Origin of the sequence: Flavobacterium sp. ENC (assembly GCF_020991415.1) — a bacterium.
GTDB lineage: Bacteria > Bacteroidota > Bacteroidia > Flavobacteriales > Flavobacteriaceae > Flavobacterium.
On the sequence record NZ_JAJMOY010000005.1, the window covers coordinates 32,935 to 45,524 of the forward strand.

Below are 12,590 nucleotides of genomic sequence, written 5' to 3' on the forward strand. Positions count from 1 at the left end.
TTTGTTTAAAGTTTTTGTACATTTGTTAAACAAATGGAAAAAACTATCATTATTATAGGATCAGGCTTTTCTGCCATGGCGGCTTCCTGTTACCTTGCACAACAAGGAAACAGCGTCACTATCTATGAAAAAAACGAAACAATTGGGGGAAGGGCCAGACAATTTAAAAAAGACGGTTTCACTTTCGATATGGGACCAAGCTGGTACTGGATGCCAGATGTCTTCGAACGTTTCTTCAATGATTTCAACAAAAAATCATCTGACTATTATGAGCTTATAAAACTGAATCCTGCCTACAGGGTTTACTTCGGAATTAATGATTTTATCAGTATTTGCGACAATCTGGAAGAAATAAAAAATACTTTCGAAAAAATCGAAACCGGAAGTGGCAAAAAACTGGAAGCTTTTATCAATCAAGCCAGAAGCAATTACGATATCGCCATTAAAGATTTGGTCTATCGTCCGGGAGTTTCTCCTTTAGAATTAATTACACCGCAGACTGCCTTAAAACTAAATCAGTTTTTCAGCACTGTAAGCCGGGATGTCCGAAAGAGTTTTAAAAACGAAAGACTTATCCAGATTCTGGAATTTCCTGTCTTATTTCTTGGAGCAAAACCAACTAAGACACCTTCTTTCTATAATTTCATGAACTATGCTGATTTTGGATTGGGAACCTGGCATCCAAAGACGGGAATGTTTGATGTCGTCCGTGCCATCGAAAAACTAGCAACCGAACTGGGTGTAACAATACAAACCAATTCACCAATAGAAAAAATAGTCGTAGAAAACAATACTGCCACCGGTGTCCTAATAAACGGAAATTTCATAAAAGCCGATATTGTTTTAAGCGGGGCAGATTATCATCACACCGAAACTTTACTGGACGAAGTACATCGTGCCTATTCAGAAAAATATTGGAAAAGCAGGGTTTTCGCACCCTCATCCCTCCTTTTCTTTGTGGGTTTTGACAAAAAAATAGAAAACATCTCACATCACGCTTTGTTTTTTGACGTAGATTTTGATCAGCACGCAATCGACATTTACGACCACCCAAAATGGCCTGAAGCTCCTTTATTTTACGCTAATTTCCCTTCTAAAACAGACGAAACTGCCGCACCGAAAGGAATGGAAAGTGCTTTTTTCCTCATCCCTTTAGCGCCGGGAATAGAAGACAATCAAGCACTTAGAGAAGAATATTTTGAAAAAATAATCTCACGTTTTGAGCAGCTCACACAACAAAAAATAAAAAATAACATTATATTTAAGAGGTCTTTTTGTAAAAATGATTTTGTAGAAGATTACAACGCCTACAAAGGAAATGCCTACGGTATGGCAAATACCCTATTGCAAACCGCTTTTTTAAGACCTAAACTAAAGAGTAAAAAAGTCAGGAATTTATACTTCACCGGACAACTAACCGTGCCCGGACCAGGTGTTCCCCCTGCCTTAATTTCAGGAAAATTGGTTGCCGAGTTAATTCGTAAATCTATAAGATCATAAAAGATGAAATCACTATTTGACACTACCTCTTTCAAATGCAGCAAATTGGTTACCAAAAGCTACAGCACTTCTTTCTCGCTTGCGGTACACATGCTGGCGCCAAGTATTAGAGAAGCCATATACAGCATCTATGGATTTGTTCGTTTTGCTGATGAAATTGTCGATTCATTTCATGAATATGACAAGGAATACCTGATTAATGATTTTGAGAAAGAATACTACAAAGCAATGGAAATGGGCATAAGTTTAAATCCCATTTTAAATTCTTTTCAGCATACTGTAAAGCAGTATCATATTACAGACGACCTGATTCAGGCTTTTTTGAAGAGTATGAAACTGGACCTTATAAAATCAACTTACGATACACAAACAGAATACGAAGATTACATATACGGATCAGCTGACGTCGTAGGCCTGATGTGTCTTAAGGTTTTTGTTGCAGGAAAGGAGTCCAAATACGAACAGCTCAAAAATGAAGCCATGCGACTGGGATCTGCTTTTCAGAAAGTAAATTTCCTGAGAGATTTAAAAGACGATAATTTAGTCTTAAACCGCAATTATTTTCCCGGAATAGACCTGAAATCTTTTGATGAAAATGCAAAAACAGAAATCATCAACGAGATCGAAGAAGATTTCAGAATTGCCTACCAGGGCATTGTAAAACTGCCGATGGAAGCCAAGTTTGGCGTTTATACTGCTTTTGTTTACTATAAAAAACTACTGACAAAGCTTAAAAAAACACCGTATTATGAGATCGGAAATTCCAGAATCAGAGTTTCAAATTACACCAAAGCCGGGCTTTTGGCACAATCTTTTGTAACTTACAAGTTGAAACTAGTTTAGTTTTTCCGCAATCATTAACAATTCAAAACATAAAAAATGATTTCCTTCTTAATCTTTTTAGGCGTTTTTCTCTTCATGGAATGTGTGACCTGGCTTACGCATAAATATATTATGCACGGATTGATGTGGTATTTTCACGCCGATCATCACCAGCCTAAATACGAGAATACTTTTGAACGCAATGACATTTTCTTTGCCATTTTTGCCACACCGAGTATTATTCTCTTTTATCTGGGGGTTCAGGGTGGATTTAATTATTTGTTCTTTATAGCCTGTGGTATCACTTTATACGGAATCTGCTATTTCTTAATTCACGATGTTTTAATCCATCAGCGCTTTAAGTGGTTCAAAAACACTAAAAACAAGTACCTCATCGGGTTACGAAAAGCGCATAAAATCCACCATAAGCATTTAGGAAAAGAACATGGAGAATGCTTCGGAATGTTATTCGTTCCTTTCAAATATTATAAAATGTAGCCCTCACTATGAAATTATACAAAATAGAAACTGTTCAATATATCAATTCCAGTGTAGAGGAATGCTGGGATTTTTTCTCAAGTCCAAAGAATCTTCAAACCATAACATTAGATAATATGAGTTTTGAAATTCAGGATTTCGACAACAAGCGAATGTATCCCGGACAAATTATTTCCTATACCTTAAAACCGCTTTTAGGGATTAAAGTATCCTGGGTAACAGAAATTACAGTTTCAGAGGAAAATCAATACTTTGTTGATCTGCAACGATTTGGCCCTTATAAATTCTGGCATCACAAACATTTTTTTGAAGCGACTGAAACCGGAACAAAAATGACCGATGTGGTACATTATGCCCTGCCTTTTGGCTATTTAGGACGACTTATGAACAAGCTGATTGTCGAAAATAAACTAAAAACTATTTTTAACTACCGCCATAATAAAATTGAAGAATTGTTCAATTCGAAAATAAAATGAAACAAAAAGTTACTTTTTTCTGGTTCCGGCGTGATTTGCGATTAGAAGATAATGTTGGGTTATTTCATGCATTACAATCTGAATTCCCTGTAGTTCCTTTATTTATTTTTGATGAAGACATTCTTGAAAACCTTCCGAAAAACGACGCAAGGGTTAGTTTTATTTATGATTCCCTTGAGAAAATAGACGAACAGCTTAAAGTAATTCAGTCGTCACTTTTAATTAAAAAAGGAAAAACGGCCGAAGTCTGGAAATCGCTGTTAGCAGCATTTGACATTCAGAAAGTCCTATTCAACAAAGATTACGAACCCTACGCGATCAGACGTGATTTAGAAATTACGCAATTATTACAACAAAATAGTGTGGAATCTTTATCGTATAAGGACCATGTTATTTTTGAAGAGAAAGAAATCACAAAATCAGACGGGCTGCCTTATACGATTTATACGCCTTATAAAAACAAATGGCTGGAGAAGTACCATCTTTTGGGACAAGCTGCGGAATATGACACAAAACCTTTGTTTACGCGCTTTGCTAAAAATGACTTTAAATTTCCTGAATTAGCTGAAATAGGTTTTGAAAGAAGTTCCATAAAAGTGCTTCCTCATAACTTAACGCAAATTGCAAATTATAAGGAAACCAGGGATTTTCCCGCTTTAGACAGTACTTCTTATCTTTCGCCGCATCTGCGTTTTGGAACAGTCAGTATCCGTAAATTAGTCAATTGGGCCAACAGAAAGAACCAGACTTTTTTAAGTGAACTGATCTGGAGGGAATTTTTTATCCAGATCCTTTTTAGTTTCCCTAATGTAGTCAATCACAATTTCAAACCGGCTTACGACGGTATTCAATGGCGTAATAACGAAGAAGATTTTAAGCGCTGGTGTTCCGGAACAACAGGATATCCTATTGTTGATGCCGGCATGCGACAGCTCAACGAAACCGGCTATATGCACAATCGTGTAAGAATGGTAGTGGCGAGTTTTTTATGCAAACATTTACTCATCAACTGGCAGTGGGGTGAAGCTTATTTTGCTGAAAAATTATTAGATTTCGAATTGGCTTCGAACGTAGGCAACTGGCAATGGGCTGCCGGAACGGGTTGTGATGCTGCGCCTTACTTCAGGGTTTTCAATCCTGAAATTCAACAAAAGAAATTTGACGAAAAAGGAATTTACATCCGAAAATGGATTCCCGAATTTGACCTCGGTTATAAGGAACCCATGATAGACCATGCTTTTGCCAGAGACAGGGCGATTGCGACTTATAAGGCAGGAATAGTTAAGTAAATTCCAAATTTTTAAATTCCAAATTCCAATTGTTTTATTTCAAGACACTTGGAATTTGGAATTTGGAATTTTTATATTGAAATTTAAATTTTTTTCTAATTTTCCCGCTTAGTATTTCAAATAATTATTTACACTGATTTTTGCTTTCAGATCGAACATTAAATTGTACAAACCAAAGAAAGTACGGTTCATGTAAATAAAGTGTTTGGAGCCACGGTTTCCGTTCATTTTCTTGAGATTGGTATCGTTGGAGAAACGCTCGCCTAATTTGGCAATACTATCAAAAAAAGTTTCATCTGCAAAATCGAAAGTCTCCCCCTGAAATGGTTTTGTGAAAAGCGATAATAAGTCATGAAACATTTCGGTAAAATATTCAATTTCTGCTGGTGAATCATCCGGACGAAGAATCTCCAGTTCAAACAATTTCTGATTGAAAAGCGCCTGGTCCGTAATGACATTTTTGTTGATCAATTCAAAATACGGTACATAAAAATCTTCCGGAATTTGTTTCATACAACCGAAATCAAGAGCGATTAACCGGTTTTGGTCATCAACCAGAAAATTACCGGGATGCGGATCTGCATGTACTTTTCTCAGGACATGAATCTGGTACATATAAAAATCCCAAAGTGCCTGACCAATTTTATCGCCAACTTCCTGATTTGTATTTTTAGCCGTAAATTCAGAAAGGTGAATTCCCGTCATCCAGTCCATGGTGATAATTTTCTCGGATGAAAACTCCGAATAATAATTTGGAAAAAGGATGTTTTCAATTTTACTGCAGGCTGCAACAACCTGCTCGCTTTGTTGTAGCTCCAGCAAATAGTTGGTTTCTTCTATAAGTTTGTCTTCTACTTCTTTAAAATATTTATCAGAATCTTTTCCCTGCAGGTTAAACATTCTGATCGCAATGGGCTTCACCAAAGCCAAATCTGATGAGATACTGTTGGCCACACCGGGATACTGAATTTTAACGGCGAGTTTTTTTCCGTCTTTCACAGCCAGATGTACCTGACCAATGCTTGCCGCATTTACGGAATTAGCATTGAATTCATCGAAAATTTCGTAAGGTGTTTTTCCGAAATTGGTTTTAAAAGTCTTTAGTACCAAAGGTGCAGAAAGAGGTGGCACCGAAAACTGGGACAACGAAAATTTCTCCACATACGCCTGCGGAAGAAAGTTTTTATCCATACTGAGCATTTGGGCCACTTTAAGCGCACTTCCTTTCAGGCTTTTTAAGCCATCGTAAATATCTTCTGCGTTGTTTTCATTTAATTTATCACGGGTCAAATCAGAGTTTACCATTTTTTCGGCATAATGCTTAATATAGTTCACTCCTACCTTTGCTCCTGTCTGAACCAGTTTACTAGCTCTTTCTATTTTTGAGGTGGGTATATAATCGATTGTTTTCATTATCTGCTGTAGATTTTTTCTTTGAATAGGAATTTCCCTAAATCTAAAAGATGGTTCATTGGCGCTACATTCATGAGTTCGAATGACGCATTGACTGATTTTTCGATAAAAATATCTGTTTTTTCAAAGGCAGGTGAAGCATCATCCATCCAGAATTTCAGGGTTAGCATTAATTGCACCCAGGCTGTTTCCTGAATTGTTTTTTCCTGAAATTTCTGAAATCTTTCCTGTTCGAGCCTGTAATCATCGGTCAGGATTTCGGCAACATATTCTTTGAAACTATCCCGTAATGTACTCAGTTGTGTCAAATTTCGAATGGGATTCGGATCTGATTTTAAAGCCTGTAAAACATAACTTCTGTTGGCCGTCAGGATCTCGAAAAATGTGAAGTAAAAACTCAGCATTTTGTTCTTCATATCGTATTCCGGATAATCGGTGTTTTTGTGTAGTAGATTAACTGTATTAACCAGAAACAATCTGAATATTTCTTTTTCTAAACCTTCAAGCGTTCCGAAAAAGTTATAAAATTCAGCTTCTGAAAAATCTTTCCCTTTAGTAAAATGAAATACCGAGGCAGGTTTTTTTCCTGCTTCCAAAACGTCATTCATATAGACTGAAATGATCTCATTCTTAGTAATTTCCTTTTTTTTAGTTGCCATCATATTAAAATTTAGAATTTGCCTTAAAGGTAAGGAATGTTTAAGTACCTTTATTAATCGTTAAACAAAACACTTTGTTAAATAAATGATAAAGCAGATGTCTAAAAATGTACTAATTACTGGGGGAACAGGATTTATTGGCAAATACTTAACAGATATTCTCATTGCCAATGATTTTTCAGTGTCAATTTTAAGTCGTGCCGAAAGAAAAAACACCGATTCCGTAACGTATTATAAGTGGGACTTAACACAGAATTATATTGATGAAAATGCAATCCTGAATGCGGATTATATCATTCACCTTGCCGGCGAAGGAATTGTAGAAAAACGATGGACTAAAAAACGCAAGCAGGTAATTTTAGAAAGCCGCACGCAACCCATTGAACTGATTCATTCTATTCTTAAAAAACACAATAAAATACTAGATGCATTTGTTTCTGCTTCTGCAGTTGGCATTTATGGTGCTGATACGAGTCAGAGGATTTGTACGGAAGAAACATCTCCTGCTAATGATTTTCTGGGGTTAACGTGCCAGCAATGGGAAAACGCAGCAGATACAATTGCAGCCCTTGGAATTAGAACGGTAAAGATCAGAACCGGCATTGTCTTTGGAAAAGACGAAGGTTTCCTGAAAAAAGTCGCTCCCAGTTTCAAAGCCGGTTTCGGATCAATTTTAGGAACTGGCAAACAATACCTGCCCTGGATTCACATCGATGACTTGTCTCAGATTTATTTGAAAGCCATTACGGACATACACATGCATGGCCCGTATAACGCAGCAGTTACAGACAATACTACCAATACGGGATTTTCTAAAATACTCGCAAATCTATATGGCTATAACCTGTGGCTTCCCAAAGCGCCTGAATTTATCCTTAAAATTGTTTTAGGCGAAATGAGTGCAGCTGTCTTAAAAGGTCAGCGGGTTTCTTCAGAGAAAATACAAAAAGCAGGCTTTGAATTTCAATACTATGACCTGGAAACAGCCCTTTCGAGCTGTTTAAAATAACAGAATCATTTCATAATACCGCTCAGGTCTGTCTGTACGGTTTTTGAAATTTTATTAGCCACTACATAAGGGATTTCGATATTAAAGTCCGAAACCGAAAGCGGGAAATTGGACATTATTTGTATTCCTTCCGGCACTTTTTTGATTAGGGCTTTTACGGCAATCATCTTCGATTTCCCATGAAGGTACATTTTTCCCGTCACATCATATTCTTTTTCAATTTCAGTAATATCTTTTAAATCAAACTTTTCGATTTTACCTTTAAAAACGGCCTTTGGATAGCGTCGGCTTTCAATATAATTGTCATTAAAATGTTCCTGCATTAAATCCATTTTGAAACGAAAATCTTTGATAACAACAGTACAGATGAGTGTACTTGTCTGAGGTTCCAGAACAATAGTCCCGAGCTTATTTACCGCTTTTACTTCTTCAAAAAAAGGAACAGAAGCCTGAAAATTTACAACCGCCGAACTTGTTTTAAATTTATCCTGGGCGAGCAGTGAAAATGCGGTAAAAAGAAAAATAAATAAAGTAGTTTTTTTCATAATCGTTAATAATTAAACAATTATGTCATTCGATTCTTTTTAATTTAAGAGGAGAAAAAAACTGAACTTAAGCAAGTCGGAAAAAAATCAAATGGCAATACTCCGTGAAAACTTAGTAACCTAAACCCTATACTTAAAGTTACGAAATTATACGCCACATCGTTCTTGATTTATCCTAAATCTTTGTGAAAAAAAAATCCTTTTGTAAAATGATTTTGCGAGAGGTAAGAAGTGGTAAAATTATCTTTTCCCCTTAAAAAGAGCCTGAATCACATTTATGATAAATAGGGCCTGCATAACGAGGATACTCAAGAAGGTAAGCCATATTCCCCAAGTCATGTTAGTTTTAAAATCAATATCATCCAGAAGCGATTCAAAATCTCCGGGAGCTGTCTGACGAGTAAGTTGGAAAAACAATAAAATCAAAAAAACGCCTCCTATAGACACAATAACATGTGTTACCGTAATCCACTTAATTAAAATAAAATTCAACTTTATTAAAACAAAATAAATTAGAGCAATAAAACTATATATAAAAGACAAAAGTACTCCGAAATGCCAGTAGGAAATAACGAAATAAGTATCATGAATATTGATATCTAGTGTTTTTTGAGCATTCAAAAAACCACCAATCAAAAAAAAAGCTATCAGGAAAAAAAATAGACAATAAGGTTTACGCAAAAGGTATTTCATCATACAAAGGTTATTACAATATTCCATTTTACAGTCAATAACTTACAAATATTGACTAATAACTCCCACTTCATAACTTATAAATCACAACCACTCATAATTCATGACTTATTACCCGTAACTCATAACCCACAACTCACAACTCATAACCCATAACTCATAACTCCTCAACCCTCCACTTCCGTACAAATCTCAATTAAAAACCCATCTAAATCCCTTACATAAGCCACAATCTGCCCCCATGGTTTCTGAGTGGGTTCTTTAACCAGCACCGCTCCGAAAGTAGTTGCTTTTTGTACGGTTTCGGTAACATCATCAGTGATAAAACCAATTTCTATTGCAAATGGTTTAGCTTCCAGATTGCTTTCGATGAAGCCTTCCTTTAAATTTTGAGCTGCCAGTTTTTTCGATGCAAACGAAAGAGTTGTTTCACCTGTACTCAATTCGCCGTAATCGTTCTCCGGCGTTACAAACTTCCTTGAAAACCCGAAAGCATTTTCATAAAATGCAATTGCTGTTTCCACATTTTCAACATATAAAATGGTGTATCCGAACTTTATCATTTCTCTATATTTAAATTATTACAAAATAGTACCCAACCTGAAGGAAAGTCTATCCTATTTCCAGAAGTACGTTATACTTATCCAGACTTGCCAAATCTTCAATCGAATTTACACTGGTAATTTTAGCATGATCTTCGATTTCTTCTTTAGTTTCGATTTGCTTGATGCATTTTCTAAAGCGGCGTACCTCGTCCAGACTCGATAAAATAAGCCCGGGTACGGGAACGCTTTTTCCTTCTTTATCTTTGGCCACCATGGTAAAATAAGACGAGTTACAATGTTTTACCGCTCCCGTCTGAATATTCTCCGACTCCACACGGATCCCTACAATCATGGAACTTCTTCCTACGTAGTTTACAGAAGCTTTCATAGTAACCAGCTCCCCCACTTCAATTGGTTTCAGAAAGTTTACGGTATCAACAGAAGCGGTGACACAATAATTTCCGGAAAACTTTGAAGCGCAGGCAAAAGCAATCTGATCCAGTAAAAGCAAAATATATCCTCCGTGTATTTTTCCGCTAAAATTGGTGTGCGAGGGCAGCATTAGTTCGGAAATACTTACTTTGGAAGAAGAAACGGGTTTAAAATCGGCAGTCATGTGGTATTGTTTTTAGTATTTATTTTTAGTTTAGTTGTTCATTTTCGTCAGCACTTGCTCTTGCGATAATATTTTCAGGCAATGCTTTTTTGGCTTTGGCTCCCATTTTCTTAAGCTTCTCTACACTTGAAATCAGATTTCCTTTTCCATCAACCAACTTGTTCATGGCGCTGTCGTATTCCGTTTTGGTATCTTTAATTTTATTCCCAATCCGAACCAGGTCCATTACAAAACCTTCAAATTTATCATATAAGGCACCGGCCTGTCTGGCAATTTCGAACGCATTTTCCTGTTGCTTCTGGTTCGCCCACATACTGTCAATGGTTCGTAAAGTTGCAAGCAGTGTACTGGGCGTCACGATTACTATATTCCGGTCAAAGGCTTTATTGTACAAGGCAGAATCTTCGTTTAAAGCAATAGCAAAAGCAGGTTCTATAGGAATAAAAAGCAGTACAAAATCCGGGCTTTCGATTTGATATAAATCATGATAATTTTTATTCCCAAGCTGCTCTACGTGTCTTTTAATGGAATTTACATGTTCTTTCAGGAATTCAATTTTCAGGAGTTCCGATTCTTCGTTGATCCACTTTTCGTAGGCTACCAGAGAAACCTTAGAATCGACAATCATTTTCTTACCGTCCGGCAGGTTAATAACCACATCGGGGAAAACCCTGGCACCTTCACTGTTTGTAAAACTCTGCTGTACTTCGTATTCGCGTCCTTTTTCCAGACCCGATTTTTCCAGAACGCGTTCTAAAACCAGTTCTCCCCAGTTTCCCTGCATTTTACTGTCGCCTTTCAGTGCTTTGGTTAAATTGAGGGTTTCTTTGCTCATTTGGGCATTCATTTCACTTAAACCTACAATCTGCTGGCGTAAGGCTGCATGATAATCGATACTCTCTTTATGGGTTTGCTCGACTTTTTGCTCAAAACCATGAATTTTATCCTGTAAAGGCAAAAGGATATTTTTCATGTTTACTGTATTTTGTTCAGTGAATTTAGCCGTCTTTTCTTCGAGGATTTTATTGGCCAGGTTCTCAAATTCTTTGGTAAATTTTTCCTGTAACTCACTGATTTCGCTTTTTTGTTCTTTATGACGTTCCCATAAATTTTCAAAATCAACTTCTTTTTTGGAAAGCTGAATCGCTAAACTGTCTTTTTCGGTCCGGATGCTTTCTTTTTCGGAATTATTCGAATAAAGCTGTTTTTCAAAAGTACTTCTTTCTTTTTCAAACTGTTCTTTTTGCAATTGCAGCTGATTATAAGTCGCATTTAATCTTTCATTAAGACTTACTTTTTCGGATTCCGAACGGGCCGCAAACAATAATTTCCCTAAGTATATTCCTAAGAACAAGGCGATAACAAAAGCAAACAAAACCGGAAGAAAATCAAACATAAGCAAGTTTATTTTTAAGTAAAAGTACGCAATAATACGTAGTGCCTAATTTTTAAAATTGAAATTTCACGAATAACTGGTGATTCTGAATTAAATAACATTCTAAAATAAAAATGTTTTTTATCACGCAACCATTTTCTAAAATTACATCTTCTAAATATAACCTATTAAAAAAAATCATGAAAAAATTAATACTTGGCTTATTTATAGCTTTTGGAATTAGCGCTTGTTCAATAAGCAATGATGATCTGAATGTTGATTGCGGATCAAATGTAGACGCCCCTTTTACAGGAATTCCGTTTTTATGTAATTACAGTGTAAAAACACTACCTCCCAATCCTGCTGCCTATATAATCAATACACAGGAAAGACTGGAAACTTATTTCACAAAACACGAAAATACCTGTCCAAATCCAACTGACCCTGCTGTCGATTTTACAAAATACTATTTAGTGGGTATTTTTTCCGGGCCAAAACCTACAAGCGGATATGATATCAAAATGACTTCTATTGTTGAAAACAACTGTGAAATTATTATCAACTTTTATGAAAAAGCACCGTTGGCCGGTGAGGCGATAACACAAACGCCAACTTATCCTTCCGATTTTATTCTGATTCCTAAAACAGCTAAAACTATTCTTTTTAACAGAACTAATGAAAGTTCCGATAAAATCGTAATTGGAAGTTTCTCAAATCAATGTACTGGTGCTGATTGTCAGAAGTTTTTTCAATTGAATGATTATAACATCCTGAAATTTCAAAATGTAGTGGCCGGAAGTTATGACTTTAACCAATACAAATACACTGCAACAGGTAAGAGAAGTGAGTATACCTTATTCTTAAAAAATGTACCAGCTGAAATTACTGCACTGAAAGGACAGACAAAAACATACGGTACACCTGATACGGCAGGTCACGGCGGCGTTTATTTTGAACTGCGTCAGGGTGCAGTTACCACCAAAATTTACATTGACAATACGGATACCGCAGATCAAAATGCAGCAATAAAAGCTTTCAAAAAAGCAATTCAGGATAAAATAACACTCTTGAAGTAATAACAATATTCTATTCTTTATTATCGGTTCCGGCTTTTCAAAATAATGTTTAGGCCGGAATCAGGTAATTCAGA

The 12,590-nt window shown here is 36.2% G+C and carries 14 protein-coding genes; 7 read left to right on the plus strand and 7 right to left on the minus strand.

Going from position 1 to position 12,590, the window contains the following annotated elements:
* Positions 1-33: 33 nt before the first annotated feature.
* The 5 genes from LPB89_RS14120 to LPB89_RS14140 are packed head-to-tail and all read left to right on the plus strand — an operon-like array spanning position 34 to position 4,585.
* Positions 34-1,500: an NAD(P)/FAD-dependent oxidoreductase gene (locus tag LPB89_RS14120; RefSeq protein WP_230702401.1), complete on the plus strand. Its 1,467-nt coding sequence runs from the start codon at positions 34-36 to the stop codon at positions 1,498-1,500.
* Between the two features lie 3 nt (positions 1,501-1,503).
* Positions 1,504-2,343 carry a phytoene/squalene synthase family protein gene (locus LPB89_RS14125; RefSeq protein WP_230702402.1) on the plus strand — a complete coding sequence of 280 codons (840 nt, stop codon included), beginning with the start codon at positions 1,504-1,506 and terminating at the stop codon, positions 2,341-2,343.
* Positions 2,344-2,379: 36 nt separating this feature from the next.
* The gene (locus tag LPB89_RS14130) at positions 2,380-2,820 is read left to right on the plus strand and encodes a sterol desaturase family protein (RefSeq protein ID WP_230702403.1); all 441 of its coding nucleotides are present in this window, start codon (positions 2,380-2,382) and stop codon (positions 2,818-2,820) included.
* Positions 2,821-2,828: 8 nt separating this feature from the next.
* The gene (locus LPB89_RS14135) at positions 2,829-3,296 is read left to right on the plus strand and encodes an SRPBCC family protein (RefSeq protein ID WP_230702404.1); all 468 of its coding nucleotides are present in this window, start codon (positions 2,829-2,831) and stop codon (positions 3,294-3,296) included.
* Positions 3,293-4,585 (plus strand): deoxyribodipyrimidine photo-lyase, encoded by a 1,293-nt coding sequence (locus LPB89_RS14140; RefSeq protein WP_230702405.1) that lies wholly within the window; start codon positions 3,293-3,295, stop codon positions 4,583-4,585. Before LPB89_RS14135 ends, LPB89_RS14140 begins: the two co-directional genes overlap by 4 nt.
* Positions 4,586-4,693: 108 nt before the next feature.
* Here the strand turns inward: LPB89_RS14140 and LPB89_RS14145 are convergent, their stop codons facing one another.
* Positions 4,694-5,998, minus strand: a complete 1,305-nt coding sequence (locus LPB89_RS14145; protein WP_230702406.1) for an AarF/ABC1/UbiB kinase family protein — start codon at positions 5,996-5,998, stop codon at positions 4,694-4,696.
* Positions 5,998-6,657 (minus strand): TetR family transcriptional regulator C-terminal domain-containing protein, encoded by a 660-nt coding sequence (locus LPB89_RS14150; protein WP_230702407.1) that lies wholly within the window; start codon positions 6,655-6,657, stop codon positions 5,998-6,000. Before LPB89_RS14150 ends, LPB89_RS14145 begins: the two co-directional genes overlap by 1 nt.
* 85 nt (positions 6,658-6,742) lie before the next feature.
* On the opposite strand from LPB89_RS14150, the gene LPB89_RS14155 reads away from it, so the two are divergent.
* Positions 6,743-7,666 (plus strand): TIGR01777 family oxidoreductase, encoded by a 924-nt coding sequence (locus LPB89_RS14155; RefSeq protein WP_230702408.1) that lies wholly within the window; start codon positions 6,743-6,745, stop codon positions 7,664-7,666.
* A gap of 5 nt (positions 7,667-7,671) precedes the next feature.
* Here the strand turns inward: LPB89_RS14155 and LPB89_RS14160 are convergent, their stop codons facing one another.
* From LPB89_RS14160 to rmuC, 5 genes are all read right to left on the minus strand, one after another.
* Complete coding sequence (locus tag LPB89_RS14160) at positions 7,672-8,211, minus strand: YceI family protein (RefSeq protein ID WP_230702409.1); 540 nt, start codon at positions 8,209-8,211, stop codon at positions 7,672-7,674.
* Positions 8,212-8,451: 240 nt separating this feature from the next.
* Positions 8,452-8,907, minus strand: coding sequence for a cbb3-type cytochrome c oxidase subunit I (locus LPB89_RS14165; RefSeq protein ID WP_230702410.1), 456 nt, complete (start codon positions 8,905-8,907; stop codon positions 8,452-8,454).
* 164 nt (positions 8,908-9,071) lie between these two features.
* Complete coding sequence (locus LPB89_RS14170; RefSeq protein ID WP_230702411.1) at positions 9,072-9,467, minus strand: VOC family protein; 396 nt, start codon at positions 9,465-9,467, stop codon at positions 9,072-9,074.
* Positions 9,468-9,516: 49 nt separating this feature from the next.
* Positions 9,517-10,065, minus strand: a complete 549-nt coding sequence (locus tag LPB89_RS14175; RefSeq protein ID WP_230702412.1) for an acyl-CoA thioesterase — start codon at positions 10,063-10,065, stop codon at positions 9,517-9,519.
* Between the two features lie 25 nt (positions 10,066-10,090).
* Positions 10,091-11,461 carry a DNA recombination protein RmuC gene (rmuC, locus tag LPB89_RS14180; RefSeq protein WP_230702413.1) on the minus strand — a complete coding sequence of 457 codons (1,371 nt, stop codon included), beginning with the start codon at positions 11,459-11,461 and terminating at the stop codon, positions 10,091-10,093.
* Between the two features lie 179 nt (positions 11,462-11,640).
* Here rmuC and LPB89_RS14185 point away from each other — a divergent pair, with 179 nt between their 5' ends.
* Positions 11,641-12,516 (plus strand): protease complex subunit PrcB family protein, encoded by an 876-nt coding sequence (locus tag LPB89_RS14185; protein ID WP_230702414.1) that lies wholly within the window; start codon positions 11,641-11,643, stop codon positions 12,514-12,516.
* Positions 12,517-12,590 lie beyond the last annotated feature (74 nt).

Bases quoted from the DNA above. Each gene is read 5' to 3' on its own strand.
- LPB89_RS14120 (WP_230702401.1), top strand. From the start codon at position 34: ATGGAAAAAACTATCATTATTATAGGATCAGGCTTTTCTGCCATGGCG.
- LPB89_RS14125 (WP_230702402.1), top strand. From the start codon at position 1,504: ATGAAATCACTATTTGACACTACCTCTTTCAAATGCAGCAAATTGGTT.
- LPB89_RS14130 (WP_230702403.1), top strand. From the start codon at position 2,380: ATGATTTCCTTCTTAATCTTTTTAGGCGTTTTTCTCTTCATGGAATGT.
- LPB89_RS14135 (WP_230702404.1), top strand. From the start codon at position 2,829: ATGAAATTATACAAAATAGAAACTGTTCAATATATCAATTCCAGTGTA.
- LPB89_RS14140 (WP_230702405.1), top strand. From the start codon at position 3,293: ATGAAACAAAAAGTTACTTTTTTCTGGTTCCGGCGTGATTTGCGATTA.
- LPB89_RS14145 (WP_230702406.1), bottom strand. From the start codon at position 5,998: ATGAAAACAATCGATTATATACCCACCTCAAAAATAGAAAGAGCTAGT.
- LPB89_RS14150 (WP_230702407.1), bottom strand. From the start codon at position 6,657: ATGGCAACTAAAAAAAAGGAAATTACTAAGAATGAGATCATTTCAGTC.
- LPB89_RS14155 (WP_230702408.1), top strand. From the start codon at position 6,743: ATGATAAAGCAGATGTCTAAAAATGTACTAATTACTGGGGGAACAGGA.
- LPB89_RS14160 (WP_230702409.1), bottom strand. From the start codon at position 8,211: ATGAAAAAAACTACTTTATTTATTTTTCTTTTTACCGCATTTTCACTG.
- LPB89_RS14165 (WP_230702410.1), bottom strand. From the start codon at position 8,907: ATGATGAAATACCTTTTGCGTAAACCTTATTGTCTATTTTTTTTCCTG.
- LPB89_RS14170 (WP_230702411.1), bottom strand. From the start codon at position 9,467: ATGATAAAGTTCGGATACACCATTTTATATGTTGAAAATGTGGAAACA.
- LPB89_RS14175 (WP_230702412.1), bottom strand. From the start codon at position 10,065: ATGACTGCCGATTTTAAACCCGTTTCTTCTTCCAAAGTAAGTATTTCC.
- rmuC (WP_230702413.1), bottom strand. From the start codon at position 11,461: ATGTTTGATTTTCTTCCGGTTTTGTTTGCTTTTGTTATCGCCTTGTTC.
- LPB89_RS14185 (WP_230702414.1), top strand. From the start codon at position 11,641: ATGAAAAAATTAATACTTGGCTTATTTATAGCTTTTGGAATTAGCGCT.